Source organism: Streptomyces sp. NPDC002825 (genome assembly GCF_040295385.1).
Lineage (GTDB): Bacteria > Actinomycetota > Actinomycetes > Streptomycetales > Streptomycetaceae > Streptomyces.
Window position 1 is genome coordinate 176,379 of the sequence record NZ_JBEOVH010000008.1, and the last position, 17,905, is coordinate 194,283.

Consider the following 17,905-nt stretch of genomic DNA (forward strand, 5'->3'; position numbering starts at 1 on the left):
GGAACAGCTCTCGGCAGCGGCACGCGCGAACAGGAGGCGCGGCGATGAAGCACATGAAGGTCGGCGGCCTGATGACCGGCAATGTGGTCTCGGCCACCCCTGAGACCTCGTTCAAGGAAGTGGCGAAGCTGCTCGCCGAGCACGACATCACGGGTGTTCCCGTCGTGGACGAGGACGACCACGTGCTCGGCGTCGTGTCCGAGAGCGACCTGCTGGCCGCCCGGGAGCCGACCGCGCGGGCCCTGATGACCGAGCCGGCCGTCACCGTGCACGCCGAGCAGTCGGTCGCGGACGCGGCTCGTCTGATGCTGCGGCGCGGAGTCGAGCGCCTCCCGGTGGTCGACGAGGAGGAGCGGCTGGTGGGCATCGTGACCCGGCGCGATCTGCTGTGCGTGTATCTCCGTCCCGACGCGGAGATCCGGCACCGCGTGCGCGAGGACGTCCTCTCCGACGTCATGGGGCTGGCCGGTGACGCGGTGGACGTGCACGTCCTGGACGGTGTGGTGACCCTGGCGGGCCGCCTCCGGTGGCAGAGCCAGGCGCGGCTGCTCGTGAACCTCACGGAGCGCGTCGACGGCGTCGTCGCGGTCGTGGACCGTCTCTCCGCCCAGGAGGAGGGCACCCGGTTCGCGCCCGCCGGCCGCCCCTCGCACGATGCCTTCGGATGAGTCGCGTGCACCGGACCCGGGTGACGCCCAGCCGCTCGCGTCACCGCCCGGGGTCACAGGCGGAACCAGCGCTCCTGTCCCGGAGCGACCGCGAACCGCCGTTCGCCCGGGAGTACGACGGTGAGCGGGGCCTTCGGCGAGGCCGGGACCCGTACGGCGAGGCGCCCGGGAAACACCCGGAGGCGCACCCCCCGGTGGCCGGCGACGCAGAGGGTGAACGCGAACCGCGGAAGCTCCCGCAGGACCACCGGAGCGACCCGAAGCCCCTCCGCGGTCGCTTCGAGACCGGTGATGCCGCGCTCGACGAGGTCGATCGTGCCCGCCATCGCGCCGAGGTGGATGCCTTCACCGGTCGTGCCGCCCTGCACGTCGGCCACGTCCGCGAGGAGGGCCTCCTCGCAGTACCGCCAGGCGTCGGCGCCCTTCTGCCGGGCGAGGACCCAGCCGTGGACGAGGCTGCTGAGCGTCGAGCCGTGGCTGGTCCGCCCCAGGTAGTACGTGACGGTGGCGCGCCACACCTCGTCGTCGAGGCGGTGGCCGAGCCGGTCGAACAGCGCGTACAGCTCGTCGGGCCGGAAGAGGTGGCCGAGCATGAGGGTGTCGGCCTGCTTGGACACCTGGTAGCGGTTGACCGTGTCGCCCTCGGCCTCCAGGATCCGGTCCAGGCGGCGGATGTCCCCGTACCGCGCCCGGTACGCGTCCCAGTCGAGCTCCGCCAGCTCGCCGTAGCCCTCGAACTGGCTCACCACACCCTGGTGGAAGGGCACGTGGAGGCGGCGGGAGACGTCCTCCCAGTGGTCGGCCTCCGCGTCGTCCAGCGACAGTCGTGCCCGCAGCTCCGAGCGCCGGGCGGCGGGCAGTTCACGCAGGAGGTCGAGGCCGCGGGCGAGCACCCAGGCGGCGGTGACGTTCGTGTAGGCGTTGTCGTCGATGCCCGGCGCGGTGCTGCCGGGGTAGGCGTCGTGGTACTCGTCGGGGCCCACGACGCCACGGATCCGGTAGCGCCGGAGCGACGGGTCGAAACGGGCGGCGCCGGCCCAGTACCGGGCGATCTCCAGGAGCGTCTCGGCCCCCTCGCCGTACAGGAATCCGCGGTCGCCGGTGGCCTGGGCGTACCGCCACACGTTGTACGCGACGGCCGACCCCACGTGGTGCTGGAGGCGGGAGAAGTCGGGCAGCCAGCGCCCGGAGCGCGGGTTGAGGTGCAGCTCCTGGGTCTCCTCGCGGCCTGAACTCGCGCTCTGCCACGGGTACATGGCACCGACGCCGCCGGCCGCGCGGGCCGCGGCACGGGCGGCGGGCAGGCGACGGTGGCGGTACAGGAGCAGGGACCTGGCCACCTCGGGGAAGTGCAGGTCGAGGTACGGGAGGACGAAGAGCTCGTCCCAGAAGACATGGCCCCGGTAGGCCTCACCGTGCAGACCCCGCGCCGGAACGCCCACGTCGAGTTCCGCCGTGTGCGGGGACAGCGTCTGCAGCAGGTGGAACAGATGCAGCCGCAGGATGCGGCCGGCCTCGCCGGGCACGTGCAGCTCGCCCTGTTCCCACAGGCGTTGCCAGGAGGCCTTGTGGGTGGACAGCAGCCGTGGGAAGGCCGGGGCGCGGCCGGCCTCGTCGCAGGCCGTCTCCCGGGGATCGCCGGGGGGCCGGTCCGTCGAGGTGCGCAGGGCGAGTGTCTTCACGACGGTCACCGAGCGGCGGGGAGCGATCGGCAGGCGGTACGTCTGGACGGTGCCGGTCCTCGTCACGGTCTCTCGGGCGGGGCGCACGGGACGGGTGACCGTGCGGACGGCCGCGGCGATCACGGCCCCCGGGTCGGCCGTGCGGCAGGTGAGCCAGGCGACCCCGCCGGGCTCGAAGCCGCTTCTGTGGCCGGTGAGATGCCGCCCCTCCAGGTGCCGGTAGCGTTCCACACCGGCGTTGACGACCGCCCCGTCGAGGACGGACTCGACCTCGACGACGCCGCTCCAGCCGTAGGCGCGGAACCTCGTGCACTGGGCCGCGAGCGAGCAGTCGCCCATGTGCACGATCCTGAGGTGGCTCACCCGCAGGCCGTGGCCGCGGACGTCGCGGAAGAACAGATGCCGTGACAGCACACCGCCGCGCAGGTCGAGCTGCACGTCGTAGTGGCGCAGGTCCTCGGAGTCGGGTGTCAGCCAGTCTCCGGGCGACCCGTCGTCCGGCAGGCAGCGGTAGCGCAGCCGCGTCCAGTCGGGAAGGTTGACGAGGTCCTCGTTCTCGACCCGCTCCCCCGCGACGACCGAGGTGAGCCGGTCGTAGCAGCCCGCCAGGTAGGTACCCGGGTAGTGGGTGGCGTCGGCGGTGCACTCGGGGGTGGAACCGCGGGTGGCGAAGCGGCCGTTGCCCAGGGTGCAGAGCGCTTCGACCAGCCGTTCGCGTTCCGGTGCGTAGTGGTCGTACGCCCACGTCCAGCCGGTGGTCATCCGCGCTCACCCCAGACGCTCCGGACCAGCGTCGCGAGGTCGGGGACGACGAGGTCCGCCCCCGCTTCCCGAAGGCCCGGGGTGGCGTGGGCGTCCGGCGTGCGGTCGACTCCCACGACGAGGCCGAAGCCGCCCCGGCACCCGGCACGGACTCCGGCGAGGGCGTCCTCGACCACCGCGGTGTCGCCGGGGCGGGTGCCGAGGAGGCCGGCCGCGTGCAGGAAGAGCGCCGGGTCCGGCTTTCCGGCGAGGCCGAGCCGGGCGGCCTCCTCGCCGTCCACGACGGCGGCGAGGAACGGGACGAGCCCCGCAGGTCCGAGCAACGCCCGGGCGTGCCGGGAGGCCGACACGGCGGCGCAGGGCACACCGAGGGAGCGCAGGACGGCCAGTGCCTCCCCGGCGTCCTCGTAGCGGGCGACCGGTACGCGGTCGAGGGCGTCCCGGAACGCCTGCTCCTTGCCGGCCGCCACGGCCCAGACGGTGTCGCAGCCGGGCGGGTCTCCGGGCGCTCCCGGTGGGAGCCGGATGCCACGGGCGGACAGGAACGCCTCGGCCCCGTCGTACCGCGACCTGCCGTCGACGAACCGCCGGTACTCGGCGTCCGCGTCGAACGGCGCCTGCCCGCCCGCCTCGGCAGCCGCCCGGTCGAGGCAGGCGTCGAACGCGGTCTTCCACGCCGCCGCGTGCACGGCGGCGGAGTCGAGCAGAACTCCGTCGGTGTCGAACACGACACCCCGCGGCGGGGAGCCCGTGCGCCGGGCGTTCATCCGGCCACCGGAACTGCGTCCCGGAGCCGTACGACCGCGTGGCCGGGCTGCTCGATTCCCGGCCCGGGCAGGTCCCGCCGGGCGATCGGGCCCGGTCCCTCGACGACGGCTGCCTTCATGGCTCCACCCGCCTCCCTCGCTGCGTTCGCGTGTTCTCCTCGGTCAGGCTCGGCCGCCGCGCCGTGGCGGTGCACGTGCCGATCGGTCCCTGCAAGGGGGCCGGTCGGGCCGTGCGGGCCGCGCCGTCCGGTGCGACGGTGGAGACCGGACACCTTCCGAAGGAGGGCCGACCATGTCCGAGGCAGTCCCGCGAACCGCCCCTGCTCCCGGCGGCGAGCCCCTTGTCACGCCACGGCCCGTCCTGCTCACCTTCCCGGGCGGCGTGGGAACGGTCACCGGCAGCACGTTCCTGGTCGAGAGGGACCACGCGCGGATCCTCGTCGACTGCGGCCTCTTCCAGGGTTCCGCGAACCTGCGGCGCCGCAACCGGGAGCGCCTGGCCCGTGACGCCGCGGACGGACCGCCGTCGTACCCCGGTCCGGCGAGGCCGTCCTGGTCCGCCGCCCCGGGCCCTTCGGGCCCCCCGGCCTGCCCGGTGAGGAGAGAGCCATGACGAGCCGGCCGTTCACCGTCGCCGATGTGATGACCAAGAAGGTCGTCGCGGTCCTGCCCCGCGCCGACTTCAAGGAGATCGTCACCACGATGCAGCGCTGGCGGGTCACCGCCGTCCCCGTCGTCGAGGGCGAGGGCCGTGTCATCGGAGTGGTCTCCGAAGCGGACCTGCTCCTCAAGGAGGAGTTCCATGAACACCGCCTCGGCCTCATCGAACAGATGCGGCGCCCCGATGCCACGGCCAAAGCGGGCTCCCGCCGGGCCGAGGACCTGATGACCTCACCCGCTGTCACCGTCACATCCGAGGCGTCCCTGGCGCAGGCCGCCCGTCTCATGGCCGCCCATCGCGTCAAGCGGCTGCCGGTCGTCGACGGCCACGGGGCCATCCAGGGCATCGTGAGCCGCTCCGACCTGCTCAAGGTCTTCCTGCGTCCGGACGAGGACCTCGTCGCCGAGGTCCGTCGCGATGTCGTGGAGCGTCTCTTCCCGCTGTCGCACCGCGGGGTCGACGTCCGGGTCGACGCCGGCGTCGTGACCCTGTCCGGCACGGTCCGCGACAGCGCGCTCATCCCCGTCGCAGCCCGTCTGGCCGGCGCCGTCGAAGGAGTGGTGGACGTGCGGTGCGAACTCACCGCCGGCACGGAGTAGTCGGCACGGAGCGGCCGTGTCCGGACCATGACCGACGCACGGGGTGTCCGGACCATGACCGACGCACGGGGTGTCCGGACCGACGCACGGGCGGCGAGGAGTCGGGGGCGGATCTCCGCTCACGGCCTCCGCCTCCGGCACGGTCACTCGTCGCCCGCCCCGGGCTCGCTGCGCCGCCCCAGCCGGCCGGACCAGACGGGCTCCACCCGTTCCCACTCCCGCTCCCAGGCCGCGAGCCGTCGGCCCTCGCCGCTCCGTCGTACCAGGGCGAGTACGCCCGTCGCCGTCAGCCCTGCGGCCCCCGCCACAGCAGTACTGCCCGCGACAGTGCTCAGCGCGAGGTCCGCGGTGGTGTCCGGCGGACGCGCCGGAGCGCCGCTGTCGTCCACCCAGATGGTGACGGCGCGGCCCTGGGGTGTCCTGGGCGGGACATGGACGGATCCGGACCTGCGGACGTGGTCCGGATACTCCCAGACGGCCGGTGCGACGGCCTGCGGCTCGACGCCCGGCCGGATGGCGACCGGCGGGTCCTGGGAGCGCGCGGTGGTGGTCGCCTGCACCCGGTGGCGGTGTGCGGCGGTCTCCCGGTCGGCCCTGGCCCCGGTGCGCCAGAGGATCGCTGCGGCGACGGCACCGCAGATCAGGGCGATCGCCAGGACGAGGACCAGGGCGGCGCGCCCGGCGCGGGGGCTCCCGGACGCGGTGGTCTCGGGGCCCGACGGCTCGTGGTGGAACATGGCACACCTCCGGGGCGGGACGCCCGCCGGACGTCTCGGCGGTGCGCTCAGCGTGTGGCGCCGAGCTCGCTTCCGATGTGATGGGCCCACTCCTGGACCCGTGCCGGGTTGCGGAAGTCCCCGCCTCTGCCGTGCCGGACCATGGACCGGGCGATCCGCCCGGACGTCTCGGCGGTCACCGCGCCGCCGAAGGTGACGTGCTCGCGTGCGCCGAGCTTCTCCATACGACGCGCGACGCCGGGCACGGGCGGAATGTCCCGCTGTTCGGCGGAGCTGTCGACGGGCCCGCTGCTGAAGAGCCACAAGGGCTTGCGACGGAGTTGCTCGGCGTTGCGGCTCGCGCACCGTCGCGCCTTGCCGTTCCAGCGTCCGGCGTAGAGGGCACCGCCCAGGACGACCCCGTCGTAGCCGCTGACGTCGGTGACGGTGTCGGCCGGCAGGACGACCGCGTCGATGCCGTCGGCCCGCAGCGCCTTGCCGATCTCGTCGGCGATGCCCTCGGTCGCGCCGTGCTTGCTGCCGTAGGCGACCAGGACGCGCTTGGCGTTCATGACTTCCCCTCTCCGGTGTCGTCGGCCCGCCGCACGCGGATGGTCCGCCGGGTGTCGGCCTTCGCCTCCGGCATCGGGACGCGGATGGTGAGGATGCCGTCCTTGTACGAGGCGTCGACGTCGTCGGCGGGGATCGTCACCGGCAGCTGCAGGGTCCGGCGGAAGGACCCGTAGCGGAACTCGGAGTGCTCCTTGTCCTCCTCGCTCTCGCTGTGCTCCGCGCTCACCGTGATGACGTTGTCGTCGACGGTGATGGTGAAGTCCTCGGGGTCCATCCCCGGCAGTTCGGCCCGCAGTACGTACGCGTCGGTGCCGCTGGACACCTCCACCGGAATGGAGTGGGCGGCGGCACCGGGGCGCCATCCGGGCAGGCCCGGGAACTCCCGGGTGAACAGGTCGTTGAAGTCGGGGACGTGGCTGTGCCTGCGTTCCACCCTGTCACCGGTCATCGTTCTGCTCCTTCGGGAAAGTCGCCGACACCGGGATCGTCCGCTCCGGACGCCGGCGTCGCGCCGTACGGGGATGGTCACTCCGTTCTTCCGGGGGCGCCGCGAGGTGCGTCTCCGCCCGGGCTGTCCGCCGCCCGATCGCGGCGAAGCCGTCCGGCCGCAGGCCGGGGCTGTTCCGCTCCTCCCACTGTGCTCGCCCGGGAGCGGAGAACCCAGTGTCGAGCGGGCCGGCCCGTCGGGGCCGGTCGGCCCCGGAAGCGGTACCGTCCGTCGCTCCCGTCCGCCGGACCGGAACGGTGATCACGGGGCAGGCGGCATGGTGCAGCAGTCCGTGGACCGTGGAACCGAGCCGCATGCCGGAGTAGCCGCCGCGGCCCCGGCGGCCGACGACGACCGCGAGGGCCTCGCGGGAGGCATGGGTGAGTTCCTCGACGGGCTGCCCCCGGAGGATCACCTGTTCCACGTCGACGTCCGGGTAGCGGTCCGCGCAGCCGGCCACCGACTCGGCGAGCAGTCGGCGGCGGTCCGCGAGGCCCTCGGCTCCGTCTCCGTGGGACAGCGGGGGCCGGGGCCACGCCCAGACCGCCATGAGCCGTGCCTCGCGCAGGCTCGCCTCCACCGCGGCGAAGGCGACGGCTGCCCTGCAGTCCCTGCTGCCGTCCACGCCGACGACGATCAGCGGCGGGTGGACGGACGTGTGTTCCGGTGTGCGGATCACGACGACGGGGCAGTCGGCGCGTGCCGCCAGCGGGACGGCCACCGAGCTCTCGCTGAGAACCTCGGCGGCCCTGCCCAGGCGCCGCGAGCCGACGACGGCGAGCGCCGCGTCGGGTGTCCTGTCGCACAGCACGGTCGCGGGGGCGCCGTCGACGAGCTCCGTCGCGGTCCACAGCCCGTCGTGCAGTTCCCGTACGAGATCCTCTGCGTTCGCGAGCGCCGACTCCGCCCGGGTGCGCAGGGAGCCCCGGTGGGCGACGCCGGCGTACCAGAACCGGTCGTGGACCGGGGGAAGGGCGACGACCATGCGCAGCCTCGTTCTTCTGCGGACGGCTTCGTCGGCGGCCCAGACGAGGGCCGGGACGGACAGGTCGCGCGGGTCGATGCCGGCGAGGACGTCGCTCACGGCTGCCCGGACTCCTCGACGAAGGCGGAGGGGATGACCTCCACGGGGCAGCGGGAGTGGTGGATGAGCGCGTGGGCGACGCGGCCCAGGGACGGTCCGACGCCGAGCGGGCGGCGACCGCGGCCCATCACCAGGAGGTCGGTGTGGCCGCTCGCCTCGATCAGGATGCCCGGGGTGCTCGTGCCGGTCTCCACGTGGTGCCCGACGATCAGTCCGGGGTGGACCTCGCGGACCCGGTCGGCGAGGTCCTTGACCTCGTGTACGCGCCGGCGGGCGATCCCGTCGAGGTCGTCGAGCATGCTCGCGACACGGCCGACATGGGCCAGCACGTTCCACACGCTCACGATGCGCAGGGCCGCCTTGCGTGCCTCGGCCTCGGCGGCGGCGTGCAGGAGCCAGTCCAGGTCCGTGGCGTCGTGCACGGCCGCCGTCACGGAGCCCATCTCCGGTCGCTCGTCCCCCCCGCGTACGACGATCACGGGCACATCGGCACGCGCCGCGACACCCAGACCGACGGAGCCGAGCATGAGGGCGGAGAAGCCGCCGAGGCCCCTGCTGCCCACGACGATCGTCCCCCGGTCTCCGGCGGCCTCCCGGAGTCCGGCGACCGGCTCCCGGCGGATGAGCCGCCGCGTGACCGCGAGGTCCGGAAAGCGCTCGTGGACCGCGGCCGCGGTGTCGGCCAGCAGGTCTCGCCCCGCTTCCCGTACCGCCTGGATCGTCTCGGCGTCGGTCCAGTAGGCGCGCCGGTCGGTGTCGGCGGCGTGGACGAGGAACAGGGAACGGCCCCGGCCGTCCGCCTCGGCGGCGGCCCAGAGTGCGGCCGTTCGCGCGGAGGCGGAACCGTCGACTCCCACGATGACGTCGCCGAGCTCCGCTCGGGTGAGGCTCTCGCTGGTCATGGCTCCTCCCGCGGGGTACGCCTCCGAGGCACCGGGGCCCGGAGGGCACCTCCCACGCTGGCACCGAAGCGTTCCTCCCGGGATGGGCCGTTCGGCCCTGATCGAACCCTGCCCGGCCCCCTCCGTCGGGCGGGCCGACGGGCACAGCCTGATGTCCTGGAGTCCGTACGCCCTCCGGCGTCCGGACGCGGCACGGGCCCGGCCGAGGAGGCAGGTCATGACAGCCCAGGTCACCGTCGGTCTCGACGGCTCGGAGGAAAGCGTCGCCGCGGCACGCTGGGCGGTGCGGGAAGCGGTCCTGCGTGAGGTGCCGGTCCGCCTGATGTACGTGGAAGAGTGGCCGCCCGCCCCGGAGGTCCCCGTCTCTTACACCCGCGAAGCGGCCGAACGGGCCGACAGGCTTCTGGCGGAGACGGCGGAGCAGACGCGGAAGGAGCACCCCGATCTGGAGGTGTTCACCGAACGGGCCCACGGCCGGGCGGCCGAGGTACTGACCGCCGCGGCCGATGACGCGGATCTGACGGTGCTCGGATCGCGCGGCCTGGGTGGCCTGCTCGGCTTCGTCGTCGGCTCGGTGTCCCTCGCCGTCGTCGGAGCGGCCCGGCAGCCGGTCGCCCTGGTGCGCGCGGAGGGCGAGCGGACGCGGCCGCCCCGTGACGGGATCGTGGTCGGCGTCGACATCCACCGTCCGTGCGAGGGGCTGCTGGGGTTCGCGTTCACGGAGGCCGCTCGCACCCGCCTGCCCCTGCGCTTCCTGCACAGCTGGACGCTGCCCGCCTCGTACGGCTACACCGCCATGCTCGATCCCGCGATCGGCGCGGAGCTGGGCGCCCGTCGCGTCCGGGGACTCGGGGATCTGCTGGAGCCGTGGCGGAAGCGGTACCCGGGTGTCGAGGTGGCGGCCGCGAGGGCGATGGCGGGATCGCCCGCGTACGAGCTGGTCGAGGCGTCACGGGACGCGGATCTCGTCATCGTGGGACGTCGTACGAGGAGGGTGCCCGTCGGCCCCCGTCTCGGCCACGTGGCCCACGCGGTCATCCACCACAGTCCCGCGCCGGTCGTCGTCGTACCCCTGGGGTGAGCCGCCGGCCGGACGACGGGATGAGCCGGCGGCCGGACATCGGACATCGGGTCGAGCCGCCGGCCGGACGCCTGCGGCCCGGGCCCGACGGCCCGGGCCGCGCAGGCGGTGGGGCTCGTCAGCTGTCCGGCTCGGACGAGGTGCCGGGAGCGCCCGGCACCGACACGCGCCGCCCGGTCACACGGTGCGGGGACAGCACGACGACGGTGTCCCGCTCCGTCCCGGCCCACGGCATCGAGTACGCGGTCTGCTTGAGTGCACCGGCCGTGACCCGGTTCGACACCGTGCGTACGGGTCCGACGAGAAGAACGCTCCAGCCCTGGCTGAAGGCCTCGTCCATCTGGTCCTGCTCGAAGGCGATCACCGCGCCCGACGCCGCCGCACGGGCCAGCAGCGAGTCATCGCCCGTCATCAGCAGCAGTTCGCTGCCGACGACCTGGTAGTTCATGGGAAAGATCTGCGGCCCGTCGCCGCTCGTGACGGCGACCCGGCCGACTCCGTGATCGTCGAGCAGCGACCAGCACTCCTGCTCGCCGATCTCGTCCGTGCGCGCGTGATATCCCGCCCGTCCTCGGCCGGGCGCGAGGTCCGCGGTGTATCCGGTGAGGTCCTGGAGGGTCGTGTCGAGTGCGTCCGCGAGCCGGATCAGGAACTCGATGCCGGGAGTGGGCAGTTGCTCTTCCACCAGGGCGATGTAGCCCGGTGTGGAGCCGGCCCTCGCGGCCACCTCCTCGCGGGAGAGGCCGAGTCGGGAGCGCCGGGCCTCGACGCGGCGGCCGAGGTCGCTCATACGGTGTCGGGCGGCGGAGTTCATGACTGGTCTCCCTCCGAGGGGGCGGGGCGGCGCTCGGGGACGACGGCGACCGGGCAGGAGGCGTGGTGCAGGGCCCGGTGGGCGACCCTGCCCAGCTCCAGACCGACCAGGCCGTCCCGGCGTCGCGCCCCGACGACCAACAGGTCGGCGGCGGCGGAGCGCTCGGTCAGTACACGGTGGGCGGGGCCTTCGACGGTGCTTCTGCGCAGCCGGACCCGGGGGTACTCGTCCGCCATCGGTTCCAGGGCCTTGTCGAGGAGCTCCGACGCCCGGTGCTCCATGGCCGAGGCCGGCTCGCCGGTGAGGAGCGGGTGGCGGGCCGGTTCGTGGACGGGTCGCCGCCAGGTGCGGACGACGTCGAGTTCCGCGCCCCGCGCGGCCGCCTCGCGAAAGGCGAACCGCACGGCCGCGGCGTCCACGTCGTGGTCGCCGATGCCCAGCAGGATCCGCTGGTGGCGCGCTTCCAGGGCGTACGTGTCCCCACGGACGACGACGACCGGGCCGTGGGCCCGGGCCGCGACGACGAGGCCGACGGATCCGAGCAGAAGGTCGGCCAGCTCTCCTCGTCCGCGCGAGCCGACCACCAGGAGCGCGGCTTCCTGTCCCTCCCGCAGCAGCGCGCCGGACGCGTCCTCGGCGAGGACGTCCGCGGTGAGGGGGAGAGCGGGAGCGCGTCGCCGGGCCCGCTCCGCGGCCGTGCCGACGATGTTCTCCGCGAGGACCTGGCCGGAGGGCCGGTCCGTGGACGAGGCCGGCACGACCCCTTCGTAGCGTTCCCACAGCGAGGCGTGCACGATGCGCAGCGCCCAGCCGTGCCGTACCGCTTCGTCGACGGCCCAGTCCAGCGCCGTGAGACTGCCGCCGGAACCGTCGACGCCCACCACCACGGGGCCAACCCGACGCGACTCCATCGTCCCCACCGCCTTCCGAGTGCGAGGTGCACGCTGCCACGCTCGCACCGGGTCGCGCCGGCCGATAGGGCCGGTCGGCCCCCGCCTCGGCCCGTCGGTCCCGGCCGGGGTCCTCTCCTCCCGGCACGGTCGCCGCGTAGGGGCCAACGGTCCCGGAAGGGGACCGTTCGGCACTCCTGTCGGGAGGTTCCGCGTATGAGGGTGGGATCCGTGGAGACCGCCCGCCCGGTACGAGAGGAGCAGGTGATGCGTCACCGCAGGATCGACCGGCTGATGACCCGTGACGTGGTGAGCGTCCGCGGCGACACGCCGTTCAAGGAGCTCGTGCGGATGCTGTCCCGGCACAGGGTGACCGCCGTGCCGGTGGTGGACGGGAAGAACCAGGTGATCGGGGTCGTCTCCGAGGGCGATCTGCTGCGCAAGACCGCCGACCAGGCCGCCGGCCCGGGAGAGATGCCCGCGGTGCCGGGACTCGAGGCGTGGGAGCGGGCGAAGGCGGAGGGAACGCGCGCTGAGGAGCTGATGTCCGCGCCCGCGGTGTGTGCTCGTCCCGACTGGACCGTGGTGGAGGCGGCCCGGCTCATGGAGGTGCAGGGGGTGAAGCGGCTCGTCGTCGTCGATGACGAGGACCGCCTGATCGGCATCGTGAGCCGTCGGGACCTGCTCGGGACCTTCCTTCGCGAGGACGACGACATACGCCGGGAGATCTCCGAGGACGTCCTCGCCGGCACGCTCGGCCTCGATCCGGCCGGCATCACGGTCGAGGTCCGAGACGGCCGGGTGGAGCTCGGCGGCGAGGTGCCGTACCGGGGCATGCTGCCGGCGATCGAGCGCATGTGCGCGACGGTCGACGGAGTGGTCTCGGTCTCCGTCACCCGGCTCACGTACGAGAAGGACGACGTCTCCCCAGGAGGTGGACGATCATGACACAGGGCATCGTGGTCGGTATCGACGGCACCGGGCAGGCGCAGGCCGCCGCCGAGTGGGCTGCGGAGGAGGCCGTGCTGCGCGGCACCGGCGTCCATCTGGTCCATGCGCATGAACCCTGGCCCGATTCCGTCGACCACTGGGTGGCGCAGGAGTCCGAGGCGCCGGAGGAGGACCTGCTCGCGCGGACCGCCGACGCCCTGCGTGCAGGGCATCCGGGGCTGTCCGTCACCACCAGACTGCTCCTTTCGGGCCCCGTGCCCGGTCTCGTCGCCGCGGGCGACGAGGGCGACCTGCTGGTCCTGGGGTCGCGTGCGCTCGGGGGTGTGGCCGGGTACGTGGTGGGTTCGGTCGGGCTGACCGTCGCCGGTCTCGTCGAGCGCCCTGTGGTCCTCGTCCGCGCCCTCGGCGACACCTCGCCACGTGGCTCGGTCACGGTGGGGGTCGACGCACAGCAGCCCGCGGACACCGTCCTGGAGTTCGCCTTCGAGGAGGCCGCCCGTCGGCGCACCGGGGTGAACGTCGTCCACACCCAGCAGCTTCCCTTCTACGCCACCCTCGGGCCGGCCATGGTTCCGGACATCCGGCCCACCGTGGCCCCCGAGATCGAGCGTGCGCTGGAGGACGTCCTCGAGCCCTGGCGCGCCAAGTTCTCCGACGTGACGGCCACCGCCCGCGTGCTGATCGGGTCGGCCGGCCCCGAACTGGTGCGGGCGGCGGAGGACGCCGCGCTCGTCGTCGTGGGCCGCCGTACGCGTCGTTCGGTGCTGGGCGCCCACATCGGCAGCGTGGCCCACGCCGTACTGCACCACAGTCGCGCGCCCGTCGCTCTCGTACCCCACGACTGATCGCGGGCCGGTCATTCCTCCGGGCCCGCGGGGCGGAGCCGTACCGCCGTGACCTTGTACTCCGGGCACGAGGTCACGGTGTCGGCATGCTCCGACGTGAGCGAGTTGACGCTCTCGTCCGGGAAGTGGAACGCGCAGAAGACCTGTCCGGGCGCGAGGTCGAGGCCGACACGGGCGATCAGCCGCGCCTGTCCGTGGCGGCTGTGGACGAGGACGGGGGTGCCGTCCCGCACGCCGTACCGCGCGGCGTCCCGGGGGTGCAGGTCGAGGCGGCCACGGGGGTCGAGCACGAGGTTCGCGCCGTGCCGGGTCATGCTGCCGGAGTTGTAGTGGGCCCAGCGGCGCCCCGTGACGAGCAGGAGGGGGTAGTCGGCGTCGGGTTCCTCGCCCGGCGGCAGATAGGGGGCGGCGCAGAGGTGGGCGCGCCCGTCCGGGGTGGCGAACTCCTCGGTGTACAGGGTGGCTTCGCCGGGGCGGTCCGGGGCGGGGCAGGGCCAGGGAACGGCGCCCTCCCGGTCCAGTCGGGCGTGCGAGAGACCGGCGAAGACGGGGGCCGTCCGCCCGCACTCGGAGAGCGTCTCGGCGGGGGTGGCGCAGCCGAGGTCGGAGCCCATCGCGGTGGCCACGGCGTGCACGACGGCGAAGTCGCTGCGGGCCGATCCCGGCGGCCGTACGGCGGCTCGTACCCGTTGGAACCGGCGGTCGAAGTTCACGAAGGTGCCGTCCTTCTCCAGCCAGGAGGCCACGGGCAGGACGACGTCCGCGTGCCGGGCGGTCTCCCCCAGGAACAGCTCGTCGACGACCACCAGCGGGCAGGCGTCGAGGGCCGCGGCCACGCGCCGGCTGTCCGGGTCGGTCGCGCACACGTCCTCGCCGATGATCCACAGGGCGCGCAGCCGCCCCTCGCGGGCCGCCTCGAACATCTCGGGGATCCGCATGCCCGGTGTCGGCGGGACCGGCCGGTGCCAGACGGCTTCGGCGCGGGCGCGCGCTTCGGGATCGGTCACCGGCCCGTAGCCGGGCAGCAGGTCGGGCAGGGCGCCCATGTCGGAGGCTCCCTGGACGTTGTTCTGGCCGCGCAGCGGGCTGATGCCGAAGCCCCGGCCGGTGCCGCCGACGGCGCCGCGGAGGATGGGGAGGTTGGCCAGGGTACGCACGCCGTCGGTGCCGTGGAGGTGCTCGGTGACGCCGAGCCCGTAGACGATGGCCGGGCGTTCGGCTCGGCCGTAGAGGCGGGCCGCGGCCGTGATGTCCTTCGCCGGGACGCCGGTGATCTCGGCGACGCGTGCGGGCGGGTGGTCGGCCAGGAGCGTGGTCAGTTCGTCGAGGCCGGCGGCGCGGTCGCGGAGGAAGTCGGGGTCGGTCATGCCTTCGTCGACGAGGACGTGGGCGAGGCCGTGGAAGAGGGCGACGTTGGTGCCGGGCCGGGGCCTCAGGTGGACGTCGGCATGGTGGGCGAGGCCGACGCCGCGTGGGTCGGCGACGACGAGCGCGGCGCCGTCGAGGGCCCGCTGGAGGAGCCGGGCGCCGACGACGGGGTGGGCCTCGACGGGGTTGGCGCCGACGACCAGGAAGCAGTCGGCGGTCTCCACGTCGTCGAACGAGTCGGTGCCGCCGGCCCGTCCGAAGGACGCCGTGAGTCCGGCCGCGGAGGGGGCGTGGCACAGGCGGGAGCAGTTGTCGACGTTGTTGGTGCCGATGACGGTGCGCAGGAACTTCTGGACGAGGTAGTTCTCCTCGTTGGTGGCGCGGGCGGAGGAGATCGCGGCGACCGCGTCGGGGCCTCCCTGTGCGACGGCGGCGCGCAGACCGTCCGCGACGACGCCGATGGCCTCGTCCCAGCTCACCGGGGTCAGGACGCCGTCGCGCCGGACCAGGGGTTCGGTGAGGCGTTCGGCGGAGGTGAGGTAGCCGTACGAGAAGCGGCCCTTGACGCAGGCGTGCCCCCGGTTGACCGCTCCGTCGCGGGCGGGCACCACGGCGATGACCCGGTCGTCGCGGACGGCGACGTCCAGGGTGCAGCCGACGCCGCAGTACCCGCACGTGGTGCGGACCCGGTCGGGGTCCGGTCGCCGGGAGGTGAGGCCGTGCCCGGGACCCGGCTGGGTGATCGCGCCGGTGGGGCAGGTGTCGACACAGCCGCCGCAGGCCACGCAGTCGGATTGCGCCCAGGGTCCCCCGGTGCCAGGGGCGACGACGGTGTCGGCGCCACGTCCCGTGAGGGTGAGGGCGAAGGTTCCCTGCACGTCGGCGCACATCCGGACGCAGCGGCCGCAGGCGATGCAGAGGTCGCGGTCCAGTTGCACGTACGGGTGGGTGTCGTCGCGCCCGCGCGGGGGCGACCCGGCGCCGGCGGCCGGTGCGATGTCCAACGTGCGGCACAGTTCGGCGAGTTCACTGGGCGAGTCGTCCGCCGTCGCGTACGAGGGGAGCGCCGAGGCGATGAGGGCCACGGCGTCCCGGCGCAGGTTGCCGATCCGTTCGCCGGCGGTGTCGACCGTCATGCCCGGCGCGGCGGGGGTGACGCAGGCGGCGACGGTACGCCCGTCGGCGTGGACCAGGCAGGTCCGGCAGGAACCGGCGGGCCGGAGGCGGTCGTCGTGACAGAGGGTGGGAAGCTCGGCGCCGGCGGCCCGTGCCGCGTCGAGCAGGGTCGCTCCGGCGGGCAGGTCGACGGTGACGCCGTCGACCTGGAGACGGGTCACCGGTCCCACCCCGCGAGGTCGGCGCCGTAGGCGCGTGCGAGGCTGCGGACGGCGAAGGGCACGCGCCGGCCGAAGGCGCAGAGGCTCGCCTCGCCCATCAGCCGCGCCAGCCGTTCGTACGCCTCGCCCGGAGCGCCCGCTCGGTCGTGGGCGAGTTCGAGGCCGCGCCTGGTACCCACCCGGCAGGGCGAGCAGGCGCCGCAACTCTCGTCGGCCGCGAACTCCCACAGGTGCCGCATGAGTTCGTGTGGATCGGTGGCGGCGTCGAAGGCGACGAGGCCGGCATGGCCGAGGGCCGCGCCGTGCTCGGCGAGTGCCTGGGAGGTGAGCGGTACGTCGAGGGCGTCCGCGGCGAGGAAGCCGCCGAGGGGGCCGCCGATCTGGAGGGCGACGAGGTCGCGCCCGTCCTTGAGGCCACCGCCGTGCTGGGTGACGATCTCCCTGACGGGGATGCCGAGTTCGACCTCGTAGGCCCCGGGCCGGGCGAACCGCTCGGACAGGCACACCAGTTTCGTGCCCGTCTCGTCCGGTACGCCACGCCGGGCGTAGGCAGCGCCGCCGTGTCGGACGATCCAGGGCACGGCGGCGAGCGTCTCCACGTTGTTCACCACGGTGGGCGCGTCCCACAGGCCCTGGTCGGTGGGGTACGGGGGCCGGGGGCGGGCGCAGCCACGGGCGCCCTCCAGGCGGGCGATGAGCGCGGTCTCCTCCCCCGCCACATAGGAGCCGGCCCCTTCGACGATCTCGACGAACGGCCGCGGACCGGCGGTCCCGGCCGAGGGGGCGAGGTCTCCCGCCGCCACCGCTTCGCTCACCGCCCGTCGCAGCCGTGCCATCGCCTTGGGGTACTCGGAGCGCACGAGGACCGTTCCGCGCAGGGCGCCGCAGGCGTAGCAGGCCAGGGCGAGCCCCGCGAGGACGCGCTGCGGGTCCTCCTCCATCAGCAGCCGGTCGGCGTAGGAGCCCGGGTCGCCCTCGTCGCCGTTGGCGACGACGACCGCGCCGGGCCGGCCGGCGACCGCGTGCCACTTGGCCGCCACGGGGAACCCGGCCCCGCCGCGCCCGCGCAGCCCGGAGGCGGCCACCTCTTCGCGTACGTCGTCGGGGCGCAGCCCGGCCATCGCCCGGTGCCACACGTCCCAGGAGGACTCCTGGTTCACGATGCCCGCGAGGAGGACGGGGGCTGCGGTGGTGTCGGCGACGGGAATCGCGGGGGCGCGCGGGGCCGTGCGCCCGGCGAGCTGGTCGGCGAGATCGGCGCCGACGCAGGGGCGGGTGCCGTCGAGGGCGGCGGGGCCCGCGTAGCAGTAACCGAGGCAGTGCACGGTCTGGAGCGAGGTCCGGCCGTCGGCGTCGACGTGTCCGGCCGTCACGCCGAGCGCTTCCTCGGCCTCCGCCACGTGTCCGCCGCCACGGGCGGCGAAGCACGCCGTCGCGGTGCACACGCGCACATGGCGCTCGCCGCGCGGGGCGGCGAGGTCGGCGAAGTAGGTGGCGGGACCGAGACCGGCGGCACCCGGCAGTCCGGCAGCCCCCGCGACCAGGGGCGCCCATTCCCCGGGTCCTGAGGGGGTCGCCGCCCTGGCCCGCTCCAGCGCGGCCGGCAGCAGCCGACCGGGCGCTCCGTGCCGTGCGGTCACTTCACGGAGCGCGTCGCGGTGTCCGCCCGGCTCCCCGGGCTTCCGACCGGCCATGGTCCCAGGGTGACCGGGTGCGTC

The 17,905-nt window shown here is 74.3% G+C and carries 18 protein-coding genes; 6 read left to right on the top strand and 12 right to left on the bottom strand.

Features of this window, described 5'->3' with window-relative positions; translation table 11 throughout:
* Nucleotides 1–44: 44 nt before the first annotated feature.
* Nucleotides 45–668, top strand: a complete 624-nt coding sequence (locus tag ABT041_RS13835; protein ID WP_351183572.1) for a CBS domain-containing protein — start codon at nucleotides 45–47, stop codon at nucleotides 666–668.
* A 53-nt stretch (nucleotides 669–721) separates the two neighbouring features.
* On the opposite strand, the gene ABT041_RS13840 is transcribed toward ABT041_RS13835, so the two are convergent.
* Genes ABT041_RS13840 through ABT041_RS13850 form a run of 3 tightly spaced genes read right to left on the bottom strand, consistent with a single transcriptional unit; the run spans nucleotide 722 to nucleotide 3,998 of the window.
* Nucleotides 722–3,112: a glycoside hydrolase family 65 protein gene (locus ABT041_RS13840; RefSeq protein WP_351183574.1), complete on the bottom strand. Its 2,391-nt coding sequence runs from the start codon at nucleotides 3,110–3,112 to the stop codon at nucleotides 722–724.
* Complete coding sequence (locus ABT041_RS13845) at nucleotides 3,109–3,879, bottom strand: HAD family hydrolase (RefSeq protein ID WP_351183576.1); 771 nt, start codon at nucleotides 3,877–3,879, stop codon at nucleotides 3,109–3,111. Before ABT041_RS13845 ends, ABT041_RS13840 begins: the two co-directional genes overlap by 4 nt.
* Nucleotides 3,876–3,998 carry a hypothetical protein gene (locus tag ABT041_RS13850; RefSeq protein ID WP_351183578.1) on the bottom strand — a complete coding sequence of 41 codons (123 nt, stop codon included), beginning with the start codon at nucleotides 3,996–3,998 and terminating at the stop codon, nucleotides 3,876–3,878. Before ABT041_RS13850 ends, ABT041_RS13845 begins: the two co-directional genes overlap by 4 nt.
* A gap of 173 nt (nucleotides 3,999–4,171) precedes the next feature.
* On the opposite strand from ABT041_RS13850, the gene ABT041_RS13855 reads away from it, so the two are divergent.
* On the top strand, nucleotides 4,172–4,492 hold the full coding sequence (locus tag ABT041_RS13855; RefSeq protein ID WP_351183580.1) for a hypothetical protein: 321 nt from the start codon (nucleotides 4,172–4,174) through the stop codon (nucleotides 4,490–4,492).
* Complete coding sequence (locus tag ABT041_RS13860; protein ID WP_351183582.1) at nucleotides 4,489–5,139, top strand: CBS domain-containing protein; 651 nt, start codon at nucleotides 4,489–4,491, stop codon at nucleotides 5,137–5,139. The genes ABT041_RS13855 and ABT041_RS13860 overlap by 4 nt, the downstream gene beginning before the upstream one ends.
* 143 nt (nucleotides 5,140–5,282) lie before the next feature.
* Here ABT041_RS13860 and ABT041_RS13865 read toward each other — a convergent pair whose 3' ends face one another.
* From ABT041_RS13865 to ABT041_RS13885, 5 genes are read right to left on the bottom strand one after another with little or no spacing between them, the layout of a single operon-like run.
* Nucleotides 5,283–5,876 (bottom strand): Rv1733c family protein, encoded by a 594-nt coding sequence (locus tag ABT041_RS13865; RefSeq protein ID WP_351183584.1) that lies wholly within the window; start codon nucleotides 5,874–5,876, stop codon nucleotides 5,283–5,285.
* A 47-nt stretch (nucleotides 5,877–5,923) separates the two neighbouring features.
* Nucleotides 5,924–6,427: a flavodoxin domain-containing protein gene (locus ABT041_RS13870; protein ID WP_351183586.1), complete on the bottom strand. Its 504-nt coding sequence runs from the start codon at nucleotides 6,425–6,427 to the stop codon at nucleotides 5,924–5,926.
* A complete protein-coding gene (locus ABT041_RS13875; protein ID WP_351183588.1) occupies nucleotides 6,424–6,876 on the bottom strand; it encodes an Hsp20/alpha crystallin family protein in 453 nt (150 codons plus the stop codon). The genes ABT041_RS13870 and ABT041_RS13875 overlap by 4 nt, the downstream gene beginning before the upstream one ends.
* On the bottom strand, nucleotides 6,866–7,999 hold the full coding sequence (locus tag ABT041_RS13880) for a universal stress protein (protein ID WP_351183590.1): 1,134 nt from the start codon (nucleotides 7,997–7,999) through the stop codon (nucleotides 6,866–6,868). The genes ABT041_RS13875 and ABT041_RS13880 overlap by 11 nt, the downstream gene beginning before the upstream one ends.
* Nucleotides 7,996–8,901 (bottom strand): universal stress protein, encoded by a 906-nt coding sequence (locus ABT041_RS13885; RefSeq protein WP_351183592.1) that lies wholly within the window; start codon nucleotides 8,899–8,901, stop codon nucleotides 7,996–7,998. The genes ABT041_RS13880 and ABT041_RS13885 overlap by 4 nt, the downstream gene beginning before the upstream one ends.
* Before the next feature lie 217 nt (nucleotides 8,902–9,118).
* On the opposite strand from ABT041_RS13885, the gene ABT041_RS13890 reads away from it, so the two are divergent.
* Nucleotides 9,119–9,982 (top strand): universal stress protein, encoded by an 864-nt coding sequence (locus ABT041_RS13890; protein ID WP_351183594.1) that lies wholly within the window; start codon nucleotides 9,119–9,121, stop codon nucleotides 9,980–9,982.
* 118 nt (nucleotides 9,983–10,100) lie between these two features.
* On the opposite strand, the gene ABT041_RS13895 is transcribed toward ABT041_RS13890, so the two are convergent.
* Both ABT041_RS13895 and ABT041_RS13900 read right to left on the bottom strand, forming a co-directional pair.
* A complete protein-coding gene (locus ABT041_RS13895; RefSeq protein WP_351183596.1) occupies nucleotides 10,101–10,796 on the bottom strand; it encodes a helix-turn-helix domain-containing protein in 696 nt (231 codons plus the stop codon).
* On the bottom strand, nucleotides 10,793–11,707 hold the full coding sequence (locus tag ABT041_RS13900; RefSeq protein ID WP_351183598.1) for a universal stress protein: 915 nt from the start codon (nucleotides 11,705–11,707) through the stop codon (nucleotides 10,793–10,795). The genes ABT041_RS13895 and ABT041_RS13900 overlap by 4 nt, the downstream gene beginning before the upstream one ends.
* Before the next feature lie 246 nt (nucleotides 11,708–11,953).
* Between ABT041_RS13900 and ABT041_RS13905 the strand changes: the two genes are divergently transcribed.
* Both ABT041_RS13905 and ABT041_RS13910 read left to right on the top strand, forming a co-directional pair.
* On the top strand, nucleotides 11,954–12,634 hold the full coding sequence (locus tag ABT041_RS13905; protein ID WP_351183600.1) for a CBS domain-containing protein: 681 nt from the start codon (nucleotides 11,954–11,956) through the stop codon (nucleotides 12,632–12,634).
* Nucleotides 12,631–13,482: a universal stress protein gene (locus ABT041_RS13910; protein WP_351183602.1), complete on the top strand. Its 852-nt coding sequence runs from the start codon at nucleotides 12,631–12,633 to the stop codon at nucleotides 13,480–13,482. The genes ABT041_RS13905 and ABT041_RS13910 overlap by 4 nt, the downstream gene beginning before the upstream one ends.
* An 11-nt stretch (nucleotides 13,483–13,493) precedes the next feature.
* Here ABT041_RS13910 and fdhF read toward each other — a convergent pair whose 3' ends face one another.
* A complete protein-coding gene (gene fdhF / locus ABT041_RS13915; protein ID WP_351183604.1) occupies nucleotides 13,494–16,187 on the bottom strand; it encodes a formate dehydrogenase subunit alpha in 2,694 nt (897 codons plus the stop codon).
* Nucleotides 16,184–17,881 (bottom strand): NADH-ubiquinone oxidoreductase-F iron-sulfur binding region domain-containing protein, encoded by a 1,698-nt coding sequence (locus tag ABT041_RS13920; RefSeq protein WP_351183606.1) that lies wholly within the window; start codon nucleotides 17,879–17,881, stop codon nucleotides 16,184–16,186. The genes fdhF and ABT041_RS13920 overlap by 4 nt, the downstream gene beginning before the upstream one ends.
* Between the last annotated feature and the right edge of the window lie 24 nt (nucleotides 17,882–17,905).